16 protein-coding genes are annotated in these 23,024 nt (G+C 71.2%); 7 read left to right on the top strand and 9 right to left on the bottom strand.

Annotation, left to right across the window (positions count from 1 at the left end):
- Positions 1-113: 113 nt before the first annotated feature.
- Positions 114-1,994 (bottom strand): potassium transporter TrkA, encoded by a 1,881-nt coding sequence (locus AB0H88_RS29935; RefSeq protein WP_357650199.1) that lies wholly within the window; start codon positions 1,992-1,994, stop codon positions 114-116.
- 250 nt (positions 1,995-2,244) lie between these two features.
- On the bottom strand, positions 2,245-4,236 hold the full coding sequence (locus AB0H88_RS29930; protein WP_357650624.1) for a translation factor GTPase family protein: 1,992 nt from the start codon (positions 4,234-4,236) through the stop codon (positions 2,245-2,247).
- 247 nt (positions 4,237-4,483) lie between these two features.
- On the opposite strand from AB0H88_RS29930, the gene AB0H88_RS29925 reads away from it, so the two are divergent.
- Complete coding sequence (locus tag AB0H88_RS29925; RefSeq protein ID WP_357650197.1) at positions 4,484-5,662, top strand: cytochrome P450; 1,179 nt, start codon at positions 4,484-4,486, stop codon at positions 5,660-5,662.
- 55 nt (positions 5,663-5,717) lie between these two features.
- On the opposite strand, the gene AB0H88_RS29920 is transcribed toward AB0H88_RS29925, so the two are convergent.
- A complete protein-coding gene (locus AB0H88_RS29920) occupies positions 5,718-6,707 on the bottom strand; it encodes a phosphotransferase (protein ID WP_357650195.1) in 990 nt (329 codons plus the stop codon).
- A gap of 159 nt (positions 6,708-6,866) precedes the next feature.
- Between AB0H88_RS29920 and AB0H88_RS29915 the strand changes: the two genes are divergently transcribed.
- The 4 genes from AB0H88_RS29915 (at position 6,867) to AB0H88_RS29900 (ending at position 14,032) form a co-directional block, all read left to right on the top strand.
- The gene (locus AB0H88_RS29915) at positions 6,867-7,349 is read left to right on the top strand and encodes a cation:proton antiporter regulatory subunit (RefSeq protein ID WP_357650193.1); all 483 of its coding nucleotides are present in this window, start codon (positions 6,867-6,869) and stop codon (positions 7,347-7,349) included.
- 8 nt (positions 7,350-7,357) lie between these two features.
- Complete coding sequence (locus tag AB0H88_RS29910; protein WP_357650191.1) at positions 7,358-8,518, top strand: cation:proton antiporter; 1,161 nt, start codon at positions 7,358-7,360, stop codon at positions 8,516-8,518.
- Positions 8,519-8,735: 217 nt separating this feature from the next.
- The gene (locus AB0H88_RS29905; protein WP_357650189.1) at positions 8,736-12,773 is read left to right on the top strand and encodes a Pls/PosA family non-ribosomal peptide synthetase; all 4,038 of its coding nucleotides are present in this window, start codon (positions 8,736-8,738) and stop codon (positions 12,771-12,773) included.
- Positions 12,770-14,032, top strand: a complete 1,263-nt coding sequence (locus tag AB0H88_RS29900) for a M1 family metallopeptidase (protein WP_357650187.1) — start codon at positions 12,770-12,772, stop codon at positions 14,030-14,032. Before AB0H88_RS29905 ends, AB0H88_RS29900 begins: the two co-directional genes overlap by 4 nt.
- Positions 14,033-14,086: 54 nt before the next feature.
- Here the strand turns inward: AB0H88_RS29900 and AB0H88_RS29895 are convergent, their stop codons facing one another.
- Positions 14,087-14,956 (bottom strand): phenylalanine 4-monooxygenase, encoded by an 870-nt coding sequence (locus AB0H88_RS29895; protein WP_357650185.1) that lies wholly within the window; start codon positions 14,954-14,956, stop codon positions 14,087-14,089.
- 110 nt (positions 14,957-15,066) lie between these two features.
- Between AB0H88_RS29895 and AB0H88_RS29890 the strand changes: the two genes are divergently transcribed.
- A complete protein-coding gene (locus tag AB0H88_RS29890; protein ID WP_357650183.1) occupies positions 15,067-15,603 on the top strand; it encodes an NUDIX hydrolase family protein in 537 nt (178 codons plus the stop codon).
- Positions 15,604-15,699: 96 nt separating this feature from the next.
- Here the strand turns inward: AB0H88_RS29890 and AB0H88_RS29885 are convergent, their stop codons facing one another.
- The 5 genes from AB0H88_RS29885 to AB0H88_RS29865 form a co-directional block, all read right to left on the bottom strand.
- Positions 15,700-16,356, bottom strand: a complete 657-nt coding sequence (locus tag AB0H88_RS29885) for a DUF4142 domain-containing protein (protein WP_357650181.1) — start codon at positions 16,354-16,356, stop codon at positions 15,700-15,702.
- Between the two features lie 105 nt (positions 16,357-16,461).
- Positions 16,462-16,971 carry a MarR family transcriptional regulator gene (locus AB0H88_RS29880; RefSeq protein WP_357650179.1) on the bottom strand — a complete coding sequence of 170 codons (510 nt, stop codon included), beginning with the start codon at positions 16,969-16,971 and terminating at the stop codon, positions 16,462-16,464.
- A gap of 54 nt (positions 16,972-17,025) precedes the next feature.
- Positions 17,026-17,694, bottom strand: a complete 669-nt coding sequence (locus AB0H88_RS29875) for a nitroreductase family protein (protein ID WP_357650177.1) — start codon at positions 17,692-17,694, stop codon at positions 17,026-17,028.
- A complete protein-coding gene (locus AB0H88_RS29870; protein ID WP_357650175.1) occupies positions 17,691-19,343 on the bottom strand; it encodes an AMP-binding protein in 1,653 nt (550 codons plus the stop codon). The genes AB0H88_RS29875 and AB0H88_RS29870 overlap by 4 nt, the downstream gene beginning before the upstream one ends.
- A 98-nt stretch (positions 19,344-19,441) precedes the next feature.
- Positions 19,442-21,217, bottom strand: a complete 1,776-nt coding sequence (locus AB0H88_RS29865; protein ID WP_357650173.1) for a PA14 domain-containing protein — start codon at positions 21,215-21,217, stop codon at positions 19,442-19,444.
- Between the two features lie 182 nt (positions 21,218-21,399).
- On the opposite strand from AB0H88_RS29865, the gene AB0H88_RS29860 reads away from it, so the two are divergent.
- Positions 21,400-23,016 (top strand): serine/threonine-protein kinase, encoded by a 1,617-nt coding sequence (locus AB0H88_RS29860; protein WP_357650171.1) that lies wholly within the window; start codon positions 21,400-21,402, stop codon positions 23,014-23,016.
- Positions 23,017-23,024 lie beyond the last annotated feature (8 nt).

The following is a 23,024-nucleotide window of genomic DNA, read 5'->3' as shown; positions in this document are numbered from 1 at the left end:
CTGACGGGGGGTAACGCCAACAAGGCTGATCTCTCAGACATCCGATGAATAAACGAGACATGGCCCAGAGTCAAGAAACACCGCCCTCCGGACGGTCAACTCATCCGATGACTTCAGTCCTCAGCCAGGACGATCACCAGGTCGCGGGGGCCGAACGTGACAGCGGCCGACTTACCAGGATTTAGTACGACACCGTAGGCGGGTGGCGAGGAGGCCTCGGCCAGCACGCGGTAGCCGATCGCGGTCTCGCCGCGCGTCCGCGCGGAGTAGATCACGGTGGCGAAACTGACCGGCACGCCGGGCTGGACGTAGTCCGACGCCGGCTTGAGGTAGATCTCCGACCCGTCGGAGTCGAACAGGAAGCGGAACACCTGCCCGAGGTGCGGGTTCTCCGACAGCTGGGTCATCAGCAGGCTGATCAGCTTGTCGCTGACGACGAAGTCGTCGGCCTTGGTGACCTGGGCCAGCCGGCGGTTGCGGTCGTCGTTCATCTCGCTGACGATCGCGTACCGCTGCCCGGACTTCGAGGCCATGTCGCGCAGGTGCAGCAGCGTCACCAGCGTGCGCGAGTCGGCGTGCTGCGGCTCCAGGTTGCTGTCGGCCAGCACGATGATGTGGTCGAAGGTGCCCACGTCCAGCGCTTCCAGGGTGACCCGATCGGTGGTGTCGCACTCCTTGACGTTCACCACCAGGTTGCGCAGGGCCACCTTCGCCCGGTCCAGGCTGTCGCTCTCCTCGACGGCGGTGGCCGCCACGTGCAGGGACGACCCGGGCGAGACGTAGTGGTCCAGCTCCTGCACGATCTTCGGGGCGCGGTTGTTCCAGCCCAGCATCAGCGTCCGCTCCGGGGGCGTCGCCTGGCGGACCGGGCGGGTGATCGCGCCCTCGACGATCGGCGGGAAGCTGCGGACGAGCCGGATGGCGGAGTCGTCCTCGGCGACCACGATCATCTGGTCGTCCTGCGTGATCTCGGTGTTCATCGGCGGGTTGAGCACCACGGACCCGTCGCCGTGCCGGATGCCGATGAGCGAGGCGGTCTCGTAGGCGAACAGCGCCTCGCCATAGGGGAAGCCGGTCAGTTTCGGCTCGGACCGCAGGTAGATCTCGTCGCCGCCGAAGTCCAGCAGGTCCGTGCAGACCACCGACAGGCCCGACTGGCGGCAGGACTGCACGATGAGCCGGGAGGCGATGTCGTCGGTGTCGACCACCTGCGCGTGGCCGCCCCCGGCCAGCTCGGCGGCCACCAGGTTCGTCGTGTCCGTGACGGAGGCGATGATCGGCGGGCGGCGCCGGCGCCAGTTGCGGTTCGTCAGCGCCAGCAGCGTCTTGACGACGTGCGCGTCGGGATCATCGCCGGCCGGGGACAGCACGATGGCCGCCCGCGCCGTGTCGAGGCTCATCAGGTCGAGGTCGGTCGGCTCGGTCGGGCTGCCGGAGCGGACGACGACCCGGGTCTTGCCGGTGCTGCCCAGCCTCGAGCGCAGTTCCTCCTCCATGTCCAGCTTGTCGCGGTCCCCCAGGATCGCCACACAGGACTTCGACTCGCTCTCGTTGGCCTCCACCAGCTCGGGGATGATCGTGAAGATCTGGTCCGACCAGCCGATCAGCGTCGTGTGCCCGGCCTCCACGATCTTGGAGCGGCCCTTACGCAGCTCCGTCAGCTTGTTGTCCAGACCGGTGGTGAGCACACCGACGAGGCTGCTGACGATGAGCAGGCCGCCGATCGTGATCGTGAACCCCAGGACGGTGAAGAGCACGCTGCCCTCGTTGTCGCCCGCCACGGTGCCGGCGTCCATCGCCCGCATGAGCATGCCCCACAGCGCCTCGCTCCAGGACTTGTGCGGCACGTCGTCTTGGGCGAGCAGCATGACGAGCACGCCGAAACCCACGACCATGACCACGGTCACCAGCGCGAGCCAGCCGATCAGGGCCGGAGTGCCCTTCGACATCGTGTTGTCGAACCAATAGCGAAGACGCTCGCGCCGCGTGGCCATGACCAATCCCGTCCTTCATGGATCGCCGCATGGGACAAGCGACCCGGTCCCTATCCCCGTTCGACGGGCGGGACGCCGTACAGCGCGCCTTTCCCCGTGGCTGTCCCATCCGCCTGCCCCTCGGGCCCTGCCTCGGTGACCGTGGTCCCCAGAGGCGCCGGAGGTGACTCTGAGGCGCGCGTCACAACAATAGCGACATCTGCCCCTTTGCCCCCACCGATCCGCCGAAAGCATCCCGCCTGCTCCCCGGTCAGACCCGCCGCATGACGTGCAGCAGATACTCCTTGCGGTCCAGCGGGTTGTGGTCCGTGCGCGGCCGGGCCGGGACCGCGCCGGAGACGGGCTGGTAGCGGTCGAAGGCCGACTCCAGCACGCCCTCGCCGCGGGTCAGCCCTGGCAACTGCTGCTGCAACTCGTGTACGCGGGCCGCCGGGATGTCCCCCTCGACCAGGCAGGAAGCGCCCCGCATGGCCGGTGTGCGGGGGACGGCCCGCAGCCGGGCCAGCTCCGGCAGCACGCCGCCGATCGTGTCGGCCGGGACTTCCAGGGTGAAGCGGTGCATCGGCTCGTGCACCCTGGTGCCGGCCTGCCGCAGCGCGTTCATCAGCACCAGCGGCGTCAGGTGGCGGAAGTCCGCGCCGGTGCTCGACATGCTCTTGTCGAAGATGGCATGGGAGTGACTTTGGCGGGGCGAATAGCCGGAATGCGTCATGGTGACCGTGCAGTCGGTGACCTGCCATCCGGAAAGGCCCTGGTTCAGGGTCTCCCGTACGGTGTCCTCGACCGCCTTGTGGAAGGCCAGCGGCAGCGCGCCGGGAGACACCGCCAGCCGGTAGCGCACACCGGTGCCCACCGGGGCGGGCTCGACGCGCAGCCCGACGGTGGCCAGGAACGGGTTGGGCGCCTTGCCGTTGAACTCGACGGCCGCGCCGGCGCCGATCGGCCGTTCGACGCAGATCGTGGTCGTCTCGCGGAAGCTGACCTCCAGGCCGAAGTCGGCGGCCAGGGTCGCCTGGATGACCTCCTTCTGCACCTCGCCGTAGAGCGAGACGTAGACCTCCTGCCGGATGTCGTCCTGGCGCAGGTCGATCAGCGGATCCTGCTCGGCCAGCTGGGCGAGGGCCACGCGCAGGGCGCCCAGCGCGGCGGGGACGGCGGGGACGACGACCGTTTCCAGGGTGGGCGGGGCGAAGTGGTGGCGGCCGGGGTCCTCGCGCGGTTCGCCGATCGTGTCGCCGAGCTGGATGTCGGCCAGGCCCCACAGCTTGCCGATCTGGCCCGCCGTGACCGAGGGGCGCTGGACGTCCGCGCCGCGGTCGAACACGCTCAGCGCGGTGACCTTCTGATCGTCGCGGGGCTCGCCCTGACCGTCGTGGAACCGCAGCCGGTCCCGTACGCGTACGGTTCCGCCGAACATCCGGGCATAAGCGATCTTCTCCCCCGCCGGCCCGCGTTCGACCTTGAAGACCGTGCCCGAGACGGGGTCGCCGGGCTCGCCCTGGGCGGCGGGCAGCAGCTCCGCGATGCCGGCGCTCAAGGCGTCCACGCCCGCGCCGGTGATCGCCGAGCCGAAGAACACCGGGTGCGCCAGCGCCCGCCCGGTCTGCCCCGCGAGCTCGCGCCGCAGCCGCCGGTAGGAGACGGCCCTCTCGTCATGAACGTAGGCGGCCAGGAAGGCGTCGTCATGGTCGGCCAGCAGCTCGGTCAGCCGCGCGGTGAAGGCGGCGTCGCCGGGTCCGTACGGAAGGAAGGCCGCCTCTGGGGTGCCCGGGTCGCGCGCCGAGCCCATCGCCACGATCGCGGGCGTCAGCTTCTCGGCGATGGCCCGCAGCAGCTCTTCGTCCTGGGCGCCACGGCGGTCGATCTTGTTGACGAACAGCAGGGTGGGGATCCGCAGCCGCCGCAGCGTGCGCATCAGCACGCGGGTCTGGGCCTGCACACCCTCGACGGCGGAGATGACCAGCACGGCGCCGTCGAGCACGCTCAGCACGCGTTCGACCTCGGCGATGAAGTCGGGGTGGCCGGGCGTGTCGATCAGGTTGACCGTGACGTCGCCGATGACGAAGGAGACGACGGCGGACTTGATCGTGATGCCCCGCTGCCGTTCCAGGGCCAGCGAGTCGGTCTGGGTGCTGCCGTCATCGACACTGCCGATCTCGTCGATGACACCGGCGGCGTAGAGCAGCCGCTCGGTCAGGCTGGTCTTACCGGCGTCTACATGCGCCAAGATCCCCAAGTTCAACGTGCGTCTCAAGCGTTCCGTCCTCTGGATAGGTGGCTGTTGCCGTAGCGGGGGACAAGAACGCTGGCCTCATCGGCGTGCTCCTTGGGTTGGGTGGACTGGTTGCCGGGAGGGAGTACAACAGACGGCCGCCGGGCCGGGCAACCGATTTTGCGGCGCCTGGGGCCTGCTTCTGAGTTTGCCGAACATCCATCATCAAGATATCTTCACCATTCGCATGATGAGAACATTCGAATGTGGAGGACACATGACCAGCGACGTACCGAACATCGACCTCACCGACCCCGGCGTGCACCGCGACCCCTTCACCGCCTACGGCCGCGCCCGCGAGATCTCCCCCATCGCCCGCGTGGGCGCCCCCGGCTTCGGCCCCATGTGGGTCGTGACCCGCCACGCCGACATCAAGACGATGCTCGGCGACCCCCGATTCGAGATCAGAAGCGACAGCTTCACGCGGCCCGACGTCCCCGAGGACTGCCGGCCCTACATGCGCACCATGTCGGAGATGAACGGCACCGAGCACCTGCGGCTACGCAGGCTGGCCGCGCCCGCCTTCACCGCCCGCCGCGCCGCCGACTTCGCCCCGCGCATCGCGCCCATCGTCGAGGCCCTCCTCGACGACCTGCCCGGCCACGGCCCCGTCGATCTGATGACGCATTTCGCCCGGCCGCTGCCCATGGACGTGATCTGTGAGCTCGTCGGCATCCCCGCGCCCGACCGCCCCCGCTGGCGCGAGTACGGCGCCACCGTCGTCACCACCGCCGGACCCGCCTTCACCGCCGCCATACCCGCGATCATCGACGGCGCCAAGGCGGCCGTCGCCCGCCGAAGGGCCGAACCCGCCGACGACCTGATCTCCGACCTCATCCAGGCCCAGGCGGAGGACGGCGACCGGCTCAGCGACACCGAGCTCGTCACCCTCATCTGGCATCTCGTCCTCGCCGGCCAGACCCCCACCAACCTCATCGCCAACGCCGTCGAGGCCCTACTCGCCCACCCCGAGCAGCTCGCCGCGCTCCGCGCCGACCCTGGCCTCATGCCCGGCGCCGTCGAAGAGCTCATCCGCTGGTGCGGCCCCACCCTGCTGACGATCCCCCGCTACGCCCGCGAAGACGCCGAACTGTGCGGCACCCCCATAGCCAAGGGAGACGCCGTCACCGCCTCCATCGCCGCCGCCCACCGCGACCCCCGCGCCTACGCCGACCCTGACCGCCTCGACATCACCCGGCCCGCCGGACAACCCGGGCATCTCGGCTTCTCCCACGGCCCGCACTTCTGCGTCGGCGCCGCCCTCGCCCGCGTACAGACCGAAGTCGCCCTCACCACCCTGCTACGCCGCCACCCCGGCCTCGCGCTCGCCGAGCCCGCACCGCGCGCCCCCGACCCCGGCACCTGGCGCCTGGCCGCCCTCACCGTGACCGTCTGACATCAACCTCTGACATCAACCTCTGACGTCAACCTCTGACGTCAACCTTCTGATCTCACTCGCCGATGAACGTCAGCGCCTGCTGCAGATTGTGCTCGGCGATCCCCCGCATGAACTCACGCCCCGGAAAATCGCCCTCGATCAACCGCAACGGCCCGGCCACCAGTGACAGCCGCATCGCCAGTGTGTAGAACGACAACCGCCGCTCATCCAGCCCGTCCCAGCGCAGCGACTCGTAATGCTCGTGGAAGCGCAGGCGCAGGAACGCGTGCTCCCACTCGACGTCGAAGTACATCAATCCCTCGATGTCGATCAGCATCGGACACCCGGCGCTGTCCACCAGCACGTGGTCCGGCCCCAGCTCCCCATGGACCAGCACGTGCGCCGACCGCGGCCGCACGCCCGCCGCCAGCTCCCGGACCACGCCCTCCAGCCGATCACGAGCCGCCGCGAGCCGCCCGTCCCGCGCGGCCCCCTCCTCGAGGTCGACGAGCGCTCGGTCGAAGACCAGCTGCTCACACGACCGGCCCGGGGCGACCCCGCCACGGTCCACCCAGGCCACCTTGCCGAAGCCCGGCCGCCCCACCTGACCGCGCATCACCTCGAGCGCCTCGGCCAGCCGCGCGAGGACCGGAGCCGCCGCCTGCGGATCACGCTGGAGGAGCGTCTCCAACGTCCCACCCGGCACGTCCTCGACCACCGCGATGTCGGCCGGATAGAGCGCCCTGCTCCGGTCGGCCAGATAGACCCGCGGCACCCGCACCCCGGCGCCGTCCAGACGCCGATGAGCGGCCTCGAACAACTCCAGACCGGAAGCGGGCGAGAACGGGTCCGCGTGATCGTCGGTCTGAAGGCCGGGCCAGTAGTTCTCGTCCGCGTCCCAGACATAGGCGATGGCGGTGAATCCGTCATCGAGAAGGAGCCGGTACACACCTTTCTTACTGCCACCGCGAAGGCGCGTCACATCGGCCAGCCGGCGCTCGGCCCCCAGGGCCGCCCGCACCACACCCGTCAGCTGCTCGCGCGCGGCGAACCTGCGTTCCATGGCTCCCCAATGCTCGATCGGCCACTGTCAGGGGTGGGACGATAACACGGTGTCGATGCCGTCCGTCCCGCTTCCCCCGACCGACGGACTCCCGCTGTTGACGCAGAGTATTGGTACGGTTTGACCCAGGAAACGAAATCTTGACCGGATGGGGTAGCGGTGGAGATCGAGCAGACGGCGTTGCCAGGAATCGGACTGCGGCACGAGTTCATGACGCGGTCCGGGCGGCGGATCGGGATCGTCTCCCACCGCACCGGCCGCCGGGACCTGGTGATCTACGATCCCGCCGATCCCGATCGGGCGTGTGAGACCGTCAAGCTGAACGACGAGGAAGCCGACGCGCTGGCCGAACTGCTGGGCGCGCCGCGCGTGATCCAGCGGCTCAACGACCTGCACCGCGAGGTCGAGGGACTGGTCAGCGAGAAGCTGCCGATCGGTGAGGACTCGCCCTACGCGGGCCGGCCGATGGGAGACGCGCGGGTGCGCACCCGCACCGGCGCCTCCATCGTGGCGGCGGTACGCGCCGGCCAGGTCCTGGTCAGCCCGGGCCCGGACTTCGTCCTGGCGGCGGGCGACATCGTGGTCGTGGTGGGCAGCGCTGACAGCACCGCCGCCGTGGCCGACATCATCACCAACGGGTAGGGCCGCGAGTGCATCACACGGCAATTCTGTTTCTGGAGTTCGGCGCGGTTCTGCTGGGGCTGGGCATCTTGGGAGCCCTGGCCCTGCGGGTCGGCATCTCCCCGATCCCCCTCTATCTGATCGCCGGACTGGCGTTCGGCACCGGCGGCATTCTGCCGCTGGCCACCAGTGAGGAGTTCATCTCGGTCGGCGCCGAGCTCGGCGTCATCCTGTTGCTGCTCACTCTCGGCCTGGAGTACAACGCCGACGAGCTGGTGACCAGCCTGAAGGGCAACGCCCGGGCCGGGCTCGTGGATCTGGTGCTGAACGCGGCACCGGGCGCGATCTGCGCTTTACTGCTGGGCTGGGGCCCGGTGGCGGCGGTGGCGATGGCCGGGGTCACCTATGCCACCTCCTCCGGCATCACCGCGAAGGTGCTGTCGGACCTGGGCTGGATCGGCAACCGGGAGACACCGGTGGTGCTGTCGCTCCTGGTCTTCGAGGACCTGACGATGGCCGTCTACCTGCCCGTCCTGACCGCGCTGCTGGCCGGGCTGAGCTTGGTGGGCGGCGCGGTCACCGTGGCCATCGCGCTGGGCACGGTCAGCGTGGTGCTCCTGATCGCGCTGCGCTACGGCCGCTTCATCGAGGCGTTCGTCCGCAGCCCCAACTCCGAGGTGCTGCTGCTGAAGGTGGTCGGTCTGGCGTTGCTGGTGGCCGGCGTGGCCCAGCAGCTCCAGGTGTCGGCCGCGGTCGGCGCGTTCCTGGTCGGCATCGCGCTGTCCGGGGAGCTCGCGGAGGACGCCCAGGCGCTGCTGGCCCCGCTGCGTGACCTGTTCGCAGCCGTCTTCTTCGTCTTCTTCGGCCTGCAGACCGACCCGACGAAGATCGGCCCGGTGGCCGGGCTGGCCGTGCTGCTGGCCGTGGTCAGCATGATCACCAAGTTGCTCACCGGCTTCTACGCCGCCCGCCGGGCCGGTATCGGCAAGGCCGGACGGGCCAGAGCGGGGATCGCGCTGATCCCCCGCGGTGAGTTCAACATCGTGATCGCCGGGTTGGCGGTGACCGCCGGCGCCCACCCCGATCTCGGGCCGCTGGCCGCGGCATATGTGCTGATCCTGGCCGCGTTCGGCCCGCTGGCGGCGCGGCTGGTCCAGCCGTGGATCACCGCCATCGCCCGGCGCGCGTGATCTCGGGCCCGGCCCGTCCCGGCGCCTTTACAAAGTAGACTTCTGCCCGCGCGCCCCCGTAAACGCCGCTGGATCGGAATAGGCGGCTGATGTACGACTGTTGGTATCGCGGTGGCGCAAACGCCACAAAGGCGGCGGACGCAGCGTGTGCCCTTCAGAGCCCTTCAAGGGCGCAGGATGCGGCAGGGTCGGCTCCGCCTGACTTGAGGAGCAGTATTTGCGCCCACACGCAGCCGATATCCTACACATCGATGATATTAACCGCATCGAGCCGTTAAGAATCGCTTCACGGGCCGTTTATCCCGCGGGCCCACTGGCATCGGCGCCCCGCACCCTGCTCGACATCCTCGACGAGACCGCGCGCGTCCACCCGGACGAACCCGCGCTCGATGACGGCACCACCCGATTCGGCTACCGGCGGCTGCGCGCCGAGGTGGCGCGGGTGGCGGACGCGCTCACGGCCGCCGGGGTCGGCCGCGGCGACCGGGTGGGCGTGCGCGTGCCGTCCGGCACCGTCGAGCTGTACGTCACGATCCTCGCCGTGCTCGCGGCCGGCGCCGCGTACGTGCCCGTCGACGCCGACGACCCAGAGGAGCGCGCCGAGCTGGTCTTCACCGAGGCCGCCGTCTCCGCGATCGTGACCGGCAGGGCGAGCGACGACCCGGCCGATGACCCGGCGGACAAGCTGACCGGCAGAGCGAGCGACGACCCGGCGGACAAGCTGACCGACGGAGCGGGTGACGACCCGGCCGACGACGCGGCGGACGAGCTGACCGGCAGACTGGTCGTACGGACCATGACGCCCGAGTCGCCGGCCCACCATGACGATCACGCTCCGCGACGGCCCGAGCCGGACGACGACGCCTGGATCATCTTCACCTCCGGCTCCACCGGCAAGCCCAAGGGCGTCGCCGTGACGCACCGCTCGGCCGCCGCGTTCGTCGACGCCGAGGCCGGCCTGTTCCTCCAGGAGCGCCCCCTGGGCCCCGGCGACCGGGTGCTCGCCGGCCTGTCCGTCGCCTTCGACGCCTCCTGCGAGGAGATGTGGCTGGCCTGGCGGCACGGCGCCTGCCTGGTGCCCGCCCCCCGGTCGCTGGTGCGTACCGGCATGGACCTGGGACCCTGGCTGGCCGCGCAGGGCATCACGGCCGTCTCGACGGTGCCGACCCTGGCCGCGCTCTGGCCGGTCGAGTCGCTCGACGGCATCCGGCTGCTGATCTTCGGTGGCGAGGCGTGCCCGCCCGAGCTGGTGGAGCGGCTGGCCGTACCGGAACGAGAGGTCTGGAACACCTACGGCCCCACCGAGGCGACGGTCGTCGCGTGCGCGGCGCGGCTCACCGGCGCGGAGCCCGTACGTATCGGGCTGCCCCTCGACGGCTGGGATCTGGCCGTGGTCGGCGAGTCGGGCGACCCGGTGGCCATGGGCGAGACCGGAGAGCTGATCATCGGCGGCGTGGGCCTGGCCCGCTACCTGGATCCGGTGAAGGACGCCGAGAAGTACACGCCGCTGCCGTCACTCGGCTGGGAACGCGCCTACCGCAGCGGCGACCTCGTACGCGCCGAGCCGGAAGGGCTCTACTTCCTCGGCCGGGCCGACGACCAGGTGAAGCTGGGCGGCCGGCGGATCGAGCTCGGCGAGGTGGACGCCGCGCTGCAGGCGCTGCCGGGCGTCACGGGCGCGGCCGCCGCGGTGCGGACCGCCGGTGGCGGCCACCAGCTGCTCATCGGCTACCTCGTGGCGGGCGACGGGTTCGATCTCGGGGAGGCCCGCGAGCTGCTGGCCGAATCACTGCCCGCCGCCCTGGTTCCCCGGCTGGCGATGGTCGACGCGCTCCCCACGCGTACCTCGGGCAAGATCGACCGCGATGCGCTGCCCTGGCCGCTGACCGAGCCGGGCACCTCGGCCGCCGCACCCGGCGAGCTGAGCCCGGTCGAGTCCTGGCTGGCCGAGCGCTGGAGCGACATCCTCGGCGTCGCGCCGGACGGGCCGGAGGCCGACTTCTTCACCGACGGCGGCACCAGCCTGGCCGCGGCCCGGCTCGTGTCGGTCCTGCGGATCGACTACCCGGACGTGGCCGTGGGCGACGTCTACGCCCACCCGACCCTGGCCGCGCTGGCGGAGCTGCTGGCCACGCGCGGCCCGGCCAAGTCGGCGCGCCGGGCGGTGGCGCCGATGCCCGTGCGGGCCTCGGTGGCGCAGGCCGCGCTGATGGTGCCGCTGCTCACGGCGGGCGCCATGCGCTGGATCGTGCTGCTGGCGACGCTCGGCAACCTGCTCGCGCCGCCTTGGGCGCCTGCCCTGTCGTGGTGGTGGGTGGCGCTGGGCTGGCTGGTGTTCGTCACGCCGCCGGGACGGATGGGCCTGGCCGCGGGCTCGGCCCGCCTGCTGCTGCGCCGCGTACGGCCCGGCCGCCATCCGCGCGGCGGCGGCGTGCACCTGCGGCTGTGGTTCGCCGAACAGCTGGCCGCCAGGCTCGGCGTCCCCGACCTGGCCAGCGCGCCATGGATGGGCCTGTACGCCCGGATGCTCGGCGCCCAGGTGGGCCCCGACGCCGACCTGCACTCCGCTCCCCCGGTGACCGGCCTGCTCAGGCTGGGCGGCGGCGCCTCGGTCGAGCCGGAGGTCGATCTCAGCGGCTACTGGTACGACGGTGACGTGCTGCGCGTCGGCGAGATCCGGATCGGCGCGGGCGCCACGATCGGCTCCCGGTCGACGCTGCTGCCCGGCACCAAGATCGGAAAAAACGCCCAGATCGCCCCAGGCTCGGCGGTCGCGGGCAGCGTACCGGCCGGGCAGCGCTGGGCCGGGGCCCCGGCCTCCCGGCAGGGCAAGTCGCGCCGGTCCCGGCCGGCCGACCGGGCCGTCCGCTCCCGGCGCTGGGTGCTGGTGTACGGCCTGTCGGCCGTCGTGCTCAGCCTGTTCCCCGCGATCGCCGTCGTGTCCGGCCTGGCGGTCCTGGCCCGCTACGTCGGGGACGCGCGCACCCTCGGCGCGGCGCTCACCGGCGCGCTGATCGGCGTGCCCCTCGCGACGGTCGTCGGAATGGCGGTGTTCGCGCTGGTCACGCTGGTGAGCGTGCGGTTGCTCGGCATCCGCCTGCGCCCCGGCCACCATCCGGTGCACAGCCGCCAGGCGTGGCAGGCGTGGGCGACGGGCCGGCTGATGTCCGCGGCCCGGGTCTGGCTGTTCCCGCTGTACGCGAGCGTGCTGACGCCGGCCTGGCTGCGCGCGCTCGGCATGAAGGTGGGCCGGGGCGTGGAGCTGTCGACCGTGCTTGCGCTGCCCACCATGACCTCCGTCGGCGACGGCGCCTTCCTGGCCGACGACACGATGGTGGCCCCGTACGAGCTCGACGGCGGTTGGATGCACATCGCGACGGCGCGCATCGGCAAGCGGGCCTTCCTCGGCAACTCGGGGATGACCGCGCCGGGCCGCAAGGTGCCCAAGGACGGCCTGGTGGGTGTGCTGTCGGCGACGCCGAAGAAGGCCAAGTCCGGTTCGTCGTACCTGGGCATGCCGCCCGTCGAGCTGCGCCGCACCACCGAGGAGGGCGACCGGAGCCGCACCTATGACCCGCCCGCGCGGCTGAAGGTGGCCCGCGCGCTGGTCGAGATCTGCCGCGTGGTGCCCGCGATGGGCACGGTGGCGCTGGCCGTGCTGACCGCCGGGGCGGTGGAGTGGTTCGCGGCGTCGTACGGCTTCGCGGTGGCCGCGCTGCTCGGCGGCGTGCTGTTCCTCGTGGCCGGGGTGGTCGCGGCGGCCGTGGCGACCGCCGCCAAATGGGCGCTGGTGGGCAGGATCGCGGCGGGCAACCGGCCGCTGTGGAGCTCGTTCGTCTGGCGCAACGAGCTGGCGGACAACTTCGTGGAGGTGCTGGCCGCGCCGTGGTTCGCCGAACCGTGGCTGGGAACAGCGCCCCTGAACGTGTGGCTGCGCTCACTCGGGGCAAGCATCGGGCATGGGGTCACCCTTCACACCTACTGGCTGCCCGAGGCGGACCTGGTGAGCGTCGGCGACGGCGCCAGCGTCAACCGGGGATGTGTGCTGCAGACGCACCTGTTCCATGACCGGGTCATGAGCATGGACACCGTCACGCTGGACGGGGGCGCGACGCTCGGCCCGCACGGCGTGATCCTGCCCGCCGCGCGGGTGGGCGCCGACGCCACGATCGGCCCCGCCTCGCTGGTCATGCGTGGCGAGGGCGTTCCCGACGGCTCCCGATGGTTCGGCAATCCCATCGCGGCCTGGCGATGACGTCGTACTTTCCCTCGCACGGCGATCTCAGGTACGGGGTCGCGCACTACGAACTGGCGCTGAAGTACCGCGTGTCGACCAACTGGCTGGACGGCACGGCCCGGCTCTCGGTGGTCGCGCACGAGCCGCTCGACGGCCTCGACCTGGACTTCGGCCCCTCCCGCGTGGTCGGCGTCACCGTCGGCGGCGTCGGCGCCCGCTACACGCACCGCGACGGCAAACTGCGCGTCGGCCTGCCCGCCGCGCTGCTCGCCGGGGACACCGCCATGGTGGAGGTCCGCTACACAGGCAGTCCCCGGCCGGTACGGAGCCCGTGGGGCGGTCTGGGCTGGGAGGAGCTGAGTGACGGCGCGCTGGTGGCCAGTCAGCCGATCGGCGCGCCCTCCTGGTTCCCGTGCAACGACCGGCCCGACGACAAGGCGTCCTACCGGATCACGGTCACCACCGCCTCGCCGTACCAGGTGGTCGCCAACGGCGTGCTCGCCGGCAAGTCCCGGTCGGCGGGCACCACGACCTGGGTGTACGAGCAGGCCGAGCCCATGGCGAGTTACCTGGCCAGCGTGCAGGTCGGGCGCTACCAGTTCACGGACGTGGGCCGCACGCGCCTGGCCCACCCACCCCGGCTCGGGACGCGCGCCCGCCACGACTTCGGCCGTCAGGACCAGATGATGGCGCTGTTCACCGACCGGTTCGGCCCGTACCCGTTCGCCGGTTGCACCGTCGTGGTGGCCGACGACGACCTCGACATCCCGGTCGAGGCCCAGGGCATGGCGATCTTCGGGCGCAACCACGTCGACGGCCGGCGCGGGCACGAGCGGTTGGTCGCGCACGAACTGGCGCACCAGTGGTTCGGCAACAGCCTGACCGTGGCCTGCTGGAACGACATCTGGCTGCAGGAGGGCTTCGCCACGTACGCCGAGTGGCTGTGGTCGGAGGCGTCCGGCGGGCAGACGGCCGACGAACTGGCCGCCCGCTGGCGCCGCCGCCTGGAGGTGCTCCCCCAGGACTTCGTGCTGGCCGACCCGGGCTCGGCGCTGCTGTTCGACGACCGCGTCTACAAGCGCGGGGCCCTCACCCTGCACGCGCTGCGGCGGATGCTGGGCGACCAGACGTTCTTCTGGCACCTGCGGGACTGGACCACCGCTCACCGGCACGGGAACGTCAGCACCGAGGCTTTCATCGCGCACATGCGGCGGCACACCGCCCTGCCGGTCGGGCCGCTGTTGTCGTCGTGGCTGTACGACAAACAGCTGCCGTGACGACCGCGTGGCCGTGCGGCGAACAGGTGCCGTGATGACCGCGGACGGATCTTCTCAGCTCCGCGGTCGCAGTCGCGCGGCCGCGTCGTCGTCGAAGGTGTCGAGGAAGGCCGCGAGGGTGTCGGCGACGTGCGTCAGGGAGCGGGCGCCGAACAGCACGGGCTGGTATCCGGAGATCTCGTAGGGGGTGGCCAGCACGTCGAGCGGGTTCAGGTCGCGGATCCGGCTCCGGCTGATCCACTCGATCTCGCCGTACGACGACAGGAGCGCCGCCCCGTACGCCTTCGGACGCCCACCCTCCTCCAGAACCCCATATTCCAGGGTGAACCAGTACAGATCACTGATGATCTGGAGGGCCTTCTCCGTCTCCACCCGCGTCGCGGCGTTGCCGATCAACCGGTAGATCGCGGCGAACTCCGGCGCGGCCAGGTGGATGCCGTGGCCGAAGACGTCGTGGATGATGTCCGGCTCCGGCGAGTACAGCGGCACGGCCGGGTGGCGGACGAACTGCACGGCGTGGAAGTAGCCCAGGGCCATCGACCCGAGGAAGCGCTTGTTCTCCACCACTCCCCCGGCCAGCGTGAGGTCGAACCCCGTCAACCGCCGCAGCCGGGCGCCGACCACCGCGTGCGGCGGGATGCGGTCGGCCGGGACACCGACCTCCTCCCGCGCCTCCAGCGCGGCCCGGCACGCGTGCGCCCGGTGCGCGCCGTCGAGCGCGCGGTGGACCCGGCGCCAGGTGGCGTGCTCGCTCTCGGTGTAGTCCACTGGCGGCGACGGGTCCCCCACCCGGTGGCCACGGGCCAGTTCGGCGAACGCGCGGCGCCGGGCGAGGTAACGTCGGTCGCACCGGCCGGGGTGCTCGGCGGCGGCGCCGATCACGCCGTCGGCGCTGATCGGGGTCCGGTGCCACGCATCGCTCATGGACTGATTCATTACCGGACGGTCGCGCGCCTGACGCCTTCGGCCATAGGCTTTACCAAAGCTTGGCGGGTCCGCGTGGATCATGGGACGCTGGGACGTACGATCGGCAGATGACCGAAAAGACCGAAACTGTGCCCGGCTGGCTCGCTCCGGAGGACCTGGAGTCGGTGCGGGGGCGGATGCCGATCCTCTATATCGACGCCGTGCCCGTGCGAGTTGACGACACCGGCATAGTGACCCGCGTTGGCCTGCTGCTGCGCATCGCCTCGGACGGGACGGTCAGCCGGGCGCTGGTCTCTGGACGCGTGCTGCACCACGAGCGGGTCCGCGACGCGCTCCTGCGGCATCTGGAGAAGGACCTCGGCCACACGGCGCTGCCCCAGGTCCCGGCGTCGCCGCAGCCGTTCACGATCGCTGAATACTTCCCGACGCCGGGTGTCACGCCCTATCACGACCCGCGCCAGCACGCGGTGTCGCTCGCCTACATCGTCCCGGTCGCCGGTGACTGCCGGCCCCGCCAGGACGCACTGGACTTCGTCTGGTTCACGCCGGAGGAGGCCGCGTCCCCGCTGGTCCAGCAGGAGATGATGGGCGGCCAAGGGGTGTTGCTGAAGCAGGCGCTGGCCCAGGTCGGCCGCCTGCCGTGACCCGGCTCGGGGCAGGCGCTGGCCCAGGTCGGCCGCCTGCCGTGACCCGGCTCGGGGCAGGCGCTCGCCCAGGGCGGCCGCCTCCCCCGACGGGGCTCAGGTGGCCGGCGGAGACGGGAAGGCGTCGGGGTTGACCAGGCCGGTGCTCTCCAGCAGCCGCTGATGATTCAGCACGGCCGCGTTGGCCTTCTCCGAGAAGGGCCGGACCAGGGTGTTCTGCGTGCTGCCGCGCACGGCGCCGATCAGGCCGAAGATCTGCCCGTGCGCGAGGCGCAGCCACTTCACGAACGTCGAGTCGTACTCCTTGCCGGACCGGCTGGAGATGTCATCCATCCATTCCTTTTGCAGGTCGGTCGGCTTGATCGGCAGCTGCACCTTGAGCTTGGCCGCGAGAGCGAGGACCTGCTCGTCGAGGACACTGTGCTGGGCGGCGATCATCTTGCTGACCTGCCGGACCCGCGCGCTGCTGGCCCGCGTCTGGGCCTGCTGCGCCATGGTCATCTCCCACAGGGTGGCGAGCCGGACCTTGGTGATCAGCTCCCGGTCGGCCGCCGACAGCGGGCCCCACTTGGTCGCCCACGTACTGTCGTCCTCTACGACCGCGGCCGCGGCGGCAGGCGGCGCGTCGCCGACGGTCGGCACGACCGTCGCGCTGGGAATCTGGGCGCTGGGCAGGCCGGCGCACGCGCCGAGAGCCAGGAGCATGACGGCGCCGCTGATGACGAGAACGGGACGGCGATGTCGCAGTCGCACGCCGTCACCCCCTTCGGGTCTGGACTGTTCAGAAGGAGGTACGCAGGCGCGAGCGGCGCCGTTCATAGCAGGATGCAACTTTTGCCCTAGGCAAAGGTTTTTCTGTCAGACGTCCGGCCAGCCGAGCGAGTGCAGGGCGCCCTCCGGCGGCTCACCGCCCGCCTCGGTGAAGGCCGTCATCGCCGCGACCAGCGCCCGGCACTGCTCGGCCGGCATGCGCGAGACGATCGCGGCGATCTCCTCGCCGCGCCGGGCGGTGACCTGGTCCACGATGCGCTGTCCCTCGGCGGTCAGGCGCATCAGGCTCTGCCTGCGGTCGCGCGGGTTGACCTCGCGCACGATCAGCCGGGCGGCGGCGAGCCGGTCGGCCATCCGCATGGCCGTGGACGGATTGACGTTGAGCAGCTCGGCCATGGCGACGAGCTTGGTCGCCCCGCGCCCGGCCAGCACCACGAGCATGCGGAACTGCGGCAGCGTGACCTTGTCCCCGACCGCGCCGAGCGAGCGGACCGCGATGGCGACAAGCAGGCGCGAGCCGGTGAGGACCGCCGCCACGACGGCGGACAGGTCCTCCCGGTTCTCCACGTTCCCCTCTGGCAAAGGCCCCTCTGACATAGGCACTGTTGTACACGCCCTTGCTGAGGGCGACGCCCGTCAGATCGGTTCGCGTCAGCCGGCCTGGGCGCCCGGCCCGCTCCAGCGATCCAGGTGGAGGACGTCGTCGAGCGGCAGGCGCGAGGCGGGCTTGAAGGTGTCCCCGGTGTAGTAGGCGGTGGGGATGAGCGCGCCCTGCCGGATGTCGTCGGGGAGGCCGAGCAGCTCGGCCACCTCCCGCTCGTAGGCCAGGTGCAGGGTGGTCCACGCCGTGCCCAGCCCGCGCGCCCGCGCGGCGAGCATGTAGCTCCAGACCGCCGGCAGCAGCGACCCCCACAGCCCGGCCTGGTTCCCCTCGGGGAGCCGGGACGCCTGGATGCACGGGATCACCAGCACCGGCACCTGCCCCATGTGCTCGGCGAGGTGGACGGCGCTCGCCGCGACGCGCTGCTGCACCTCGGCGCGGGCCGGGTCGTCCTGGGACATGCTCGCGGTCACGCTCCCGGAGGAGAAGTACACCTGCGCCGAGCGCGCGTAGTAGTCCCCGATCCGCCCCCGCAGCTCGGGATCGGTGACCACGATCCAGTGCCAGCCCTGGCGGTTGCCACCGCTGGGCGCCTGCAGCGCGATCTCCAGGCACTCCCGCACCAGCTCGATGGGGACCGAGCGATCGAGGTCGAGACGCTTTCGCACGCTGCGGGTGGTGGTGAGCAGTTCGTCGAGGCCGAGCGATGGGATCGTCATGAGCTCATCGTGCCACCGGCGAGTTTCCGCCGATCCACCTTCCCCGTCTGGTTGCGCGGCAGGGTCGTCACGAACTCGATGTCGCGCGGCACCTTGAACCCGGCCAGCTCGTACTTGACCGCCTGCTTGAGCTCCTCGGCCGACAGCCGCGCGCCCGGCTCCCGGACCACGTAGGCGGCCAGGCGCTGGCCGTACTCCTCATCCGGTACGCCCAGGACGGCCACGTCGGCGACGCCCGGCTGCCTGCCCAGGAGGTTCTCCACCTCCTGCGGGAACACGTTCTCGCCACCCGAGACGATCATGTCGTCCTCACGGCCGTCGATGAACAGCAGCCCCCGCCCCTCCCGGTGCCCGAGGTCGCCGGTGCTCAACAGGCCCCCGGTCTCCGTGGCGGCCGCGTCGGCCCCGGCCTCTCCGCCCGCGCCGCCTGCCCTGGCCTCCCCGCCGCCACCGCTGGCACCGCTGGCACCACCGCCCGAGTAGCCGCTGAAGGTGAGGCCGCCGCCCACGAGCACACGGCCCACCTCGTACGGGGGCAGCTCGCGGCCGTCCGGGCCGGCGATCAGGACCGTGGTCCCGCGCACGGGGCGCCCGATGGTGTCCGGAGCGGCACGCAGATCGGCAGGGGTGGCGAGCGTGGCCCAGCCGACCTCGGTGGAGCCGTAGAGGTTGTAGAGCACGTCACCGTAGGCGTCCATGAACGCGGTGGCCAGGTCCGGCGGCAGCGCCGACCCGCCGGAGACCACGACGCGCAGATCCGGCGCCGACGGGACGCCGCCGCGGGCGAGCAGCCGTTTCAGCATGACGGGCACGGCCACCATCGCCGTGGCCCGATGGCGTCTGAGGACGCGCGGGACCGTCTCGGGATCGAAGCGCCGCGTCAGCACGACCGGGCAGCCCAGCACCAGCGCCACGCCGTACCAGAGCAGGCCGAGGCCGTGGAACAGCGGAGGCGCGATGAGGATCGGCTCGCCGCTGCGCAGCGGCACGGTGGCCAGCATCGAGGTGAACGGCTCGGCCAGCGCGGTCAGCGACAGCCGGCGCGGCGCGCCCTTGGGCATGCCGGTCGTCCCGGAGGTGAGCAGCACCAGCCGTCCCGGCCGGCGCGGCGCCGGTGGCTCGGGCCCGTCGGTGGCCGCGATCAGCTCGTCCAGGTCGGTGACGCGGGTCCCGGCGAAGTCCACCGATGGCAGCTCCGGCGCGGCGATCAGGGTGCGCACGTCCTCGCGTTCCAGCACCTCACGCAGGCGCGGGCCGGCCAGGCCGGTGTTGAGCAGCAGCAGGTCCGCGCCCAAGCGGGAGACGGCCGCCAGCGCCTCGACGAAACCGCGATGGTTGGGCCACATGATCGCCACGGTCTGGCCCGGCTGTACGCCGAACCGGCCGTACAGGGCCGAGGCCAGCGCCGCCACCCGCGCGTCCAGCTCGGCGCAGGTCAGTGAGCCGTCCTCGTCATGGAGGGCGGGGCGATCCGGCCAGCGCGCGGCGGCCATGGCCACGCCCGTGGCGGGGGTGACGTGGAAGTGCCGGAACGCCTCCACCATGCGCGCCAGGTTCGCGGGCGGCACGGGGCGCAGCAGGCCGTTGCGGGCGAACGTCTCCGCGGCCTCGACACCGAGACCGCAGAGCCGGGTCAAGCTGGTGATCATCCGGGCACCTCTTCTCCGGGATGACAAAGCCCTACCCCCGGATCGGGGTGTCTAGCCGGTTCGGGCCTACCCCTGGGCTGAGGTGGGCGCGGGGCCGGTTATCCGGCGAGCAGCTTCTCCGTGGGGATGATCTGGCGGGGCAGGGTGGGGCTCTCCCAGCGCAGCTCGGCGATGGCGTCATAGCCGCTGTCGTAGTACTCCATCTTGATGTCGTGCGCCCCCGCCGTCAGGGCGATCTGGCCGGTGTCGTCGCGTTTGGAGTGGTCGGTCCAGTTGTCGATGAGTGGCTTGCCGTCCACCCACAGCCGTACGCCGTCATCGCTGGTGGTGACGAAGGTGTAGGTCTCCGCCTTGTCGGCCACGACCTTCCCCGTCCAGCGCACGCTGAAGGTGTCGGCGCCGATGGCGGGGGCCGGCGCGGCCGAGCCCCAGTCGAAGTTCACGGTGGGGTCGATCCTGGTGACCGTGGCGCCGGTGAGGTCGGCGTTGTCGAAGTACGTCGCGGACAGCCCCTGCTGGTCGATCACCAGCGTCGTCACCGAGCCGGCCGGGAGCGTCACCGTGGCCTTGCCGCCGGTGATGGTGGCGGTTCCGGTCCGGTGCGGAGTCCAGGCGTCCGACGTGCTCTGCCAGATCGCGGCGGTCCCCGCCGTCAGCCCGGTCAGCGTGAGACCGGCGTCGATCGGGTCGGCGCCGACGTTGACCAGGACCACGTTCTTGCTCTGGTCCGAGGCGAAGACGTGCAGCTTGTCGCTGTTCGCGCTCGCTTGGACGACGGTCTTGCCGAAGGGCCGGAACAGTCCCTCGCCGGTGTACATGCCGATGCCGTGGTAGATGGGCAGGGGCTCGTTGCGCGGAATGTTGCCCTCACCCTTCTCGCTGGTCAGGCCGAGCTGCCCGTTCTTGTCGCCGTACTGGTAGGCACTGGCGCCCGCGTGCAGGATCTGCCCGAGCGCCGCCGCGCCCCACACCGTGTTGAAGTGGGTGAGCGTACGGTGGCCGTCGTCGTCCAGGTGGTCGGAGTTGAACTCGCCGATCTGAATGTCGATCTTCCGGCCCAGTATGGACTCCGCGAGCGCGCTCACCTCCTTGATGTCGCTCTCGTACGTGCGGATCACGCTGCCGAGGAGTTGCTCGTCGGTGAAGTCATCGTCGCCGGCGCCGTAGTCGTGGTAGTCGACGAAGTCGACGCGGCTGCCGGAGCCTTCGAGGAACGTCTTGATGTAGGAGCGGTCGTCCCAGGCCGTGGCCGGGCCGCCCACCTTGACCGCGGGGTTCTCGGCCCGCAGGGCGTCGGTGATCAGGTTGAAGCGGCCGCTGTACTCCGCCGCCGTCATCTCCGGCTTGTCGGGAGTGCACGCGCAGTTGAGCTCGTTGCCGAGAATGAACCGCTGGACCGGCTTGCCGGTCGCCGCGAAGTGCTTGTAGAGGGCCACCGCGTCGCCGCGGTTCACCTCCGCGCTCTGCCGTCCGTCCACCTGGAGGATGACGACGGGTTCGGCGCCGAGGTCGCGGATGGCGGTGATCCAGGCGTCTCCCGAGACCTCCGTGGCGCATTTGTAGCCGCCGCAGACGATCGGGCTGTCATGGTCGCCGGGCTCCTGGTAGCGGAGCTCGATCCGTATCCGGCCCGCGCCTAAAGCGCGGATCCGGTCGCGGTGCTGGGTGTTGTTGGTGATGTAGGAGCCTTCGCCGTACCCGGTGATCCCGATGCCGAAGTCGGTGGGGGCGATCGTCCGGATCGGTTGGGTGAAGTCCACCGAGACTGTGGCGGCCACTGCCGCCCGCGCCGGTGCGCCCGCCGTCCAGACCACCGCGAAGGCCAGGCCGCCCGCGAGAACGGCATGCAGCGTACGACGTGCCAGTGCGATCATCCTTCTCCTGTCACAAGGTCCACAAATCCCGTGGATCATGACATATGCGGGTTAAGTGGAAGTGACTTCCCGAGTGGATGTGGCGCGCGACACTCCCCCGATCTCGTGGCACCGAGGGTGCATGGGCACACAACCCCGTGATCCGGCACAATCGGCTCTATGCAGACGCACGAGAGGGCCTGATGCGGCCTCTCCGTTCGACCGACCCCCGGGCAGTCGCCGGATACGCCCTGCGGGGACGGCTCGGCCAGGGCGGGCAGGGCACGGTGTTCCTGGGTACGTCCCCCAGCGGGCAGCAGGCGGCCGTCAAGCTCCTGCACGCCCCCTTCGGCCACGACCTCGACGCCCGGCGGCACTTCCACCGGGAGCTGGCGGCCCTGCAGCGGGTGGCGCCGTTCTGCACGGCCCGCGTCCTGGCGGCCGATCCCGACGCCGACCCTCCGTACGTCATCAGCGAGTACATCGAAGGCCCGTCGCTGCAGGAGGCGGTGCGCGACAACGGGCTTCTGGGCGGCGCGGACCTGGACCGGCTGGCCATCGCGACCGCCACGGCGCTGGGCGCCATCCACGCGGCGGGGGTGGTGCACCGCGACTTCAAGCCCGCGAACGTGCTCCTGGCCGCCGACGGTCCCCGGGTCATCGACTTCGGGATCGCGCGCCCGATCGACGCCACCGCCGCCACGGTCAGCGGGGTCGTGGGCACCCCGGCGTACATGTCGCCCGAGCAACTGTCCGGTCACCCCGCCGGTCCGCCGCTGGACATGTTCGCGTGGGGGTGCACCATCGCGTACGCGGCCAACGGCCGGCCGCCGTTCGGGCACGAACCGCTGCCCGCTGTGATCAACCGCATCCTGAACGCCGAGCCCGATCTGGGGCTGCTGACCGGGACCTTACGCGGCTTCGTCGCCGCCTGCCTGCACAAGGACCCCTCGTGGCGGCCGACCGCCCGGCAGGTGCTGCTGGGATTGATGAACAAGCAGCCGGGTCCCCCTTCGTACGGGACACCACCACCTTTGGGGACACCACCGGCGCCCCCGCAGGGTCCTCGGCCGATCACGCCGCAGCCCGCAACACCCGCTCCGACGAACCCGAGCCGGGCGCGCGGCGGCGTGATCGCCGGCACGGCGCTCGCGGGGGCCCTCGTGATCGCCCTCACGGTGACCGCGGCCGTCGCCATCACCCGGGACCGAACACCGCAGCCCCCCTCCAGCCCATCGCCTTCGGCAACGTCCCCGACGGCGACGGCCAGTGCCACGGTCACGCCCGCACCCACGCCCGCGGCGCAGGTGGCCCGCTCACCGCGCCTGGGGCTGGAGTTCTGGCAGGACAACGTGGCCGGCCCGATGGCCATCACCGACCTCGACCGGCCCATCACCACCGTCACCATGAAGCGCGGCCCGTTCGAACTGCACTTCCCCACCCTCCCCAAGGACACGGCTGCCCAGATCTGCGCGTGGACGGACGACTCGGTCTTCTCCGTGGACGACGGCGGCAAGGTGGCCGACCATCCCTGCTTCAGACCGGGGACCGGCATCGCCGACTACGAGCACGGCTCGGGGACGCTGTATCTCAACAACCGCGGCCACAACTATCTGATCGGCGACCGGGTCGGGCACAGCTCCGCCTCGCAGGACTCGGTCCTGTTCTCCACGGTCTTCAAGGACGGCACCTCGACGCTCCTGGCCGTCCAGCAGAAGGATCTGTATCTGACCGTCTTCATCGACCTGGACGGAGACGGGACCTTCAAACGAGCGGGGCCGGGCGAGTACGAATACATCGTCCTGGACTTCCCCGGCTGAGCGCGGTC

Origin of the sequence: Nonomuraea sp. NPDC050680, assembly GCF_040654555.1 — a bacterium.
GTDB lineage: Bacteria > Actinomycetota > Actinomycetes > Streptosporangiales > Streptosporangiaceae > Nonomuraea.
Note: the sequence above shows the minus strand (reverse complement) of the source record. Positions and strands in the feature narration are given on the sequence as shown.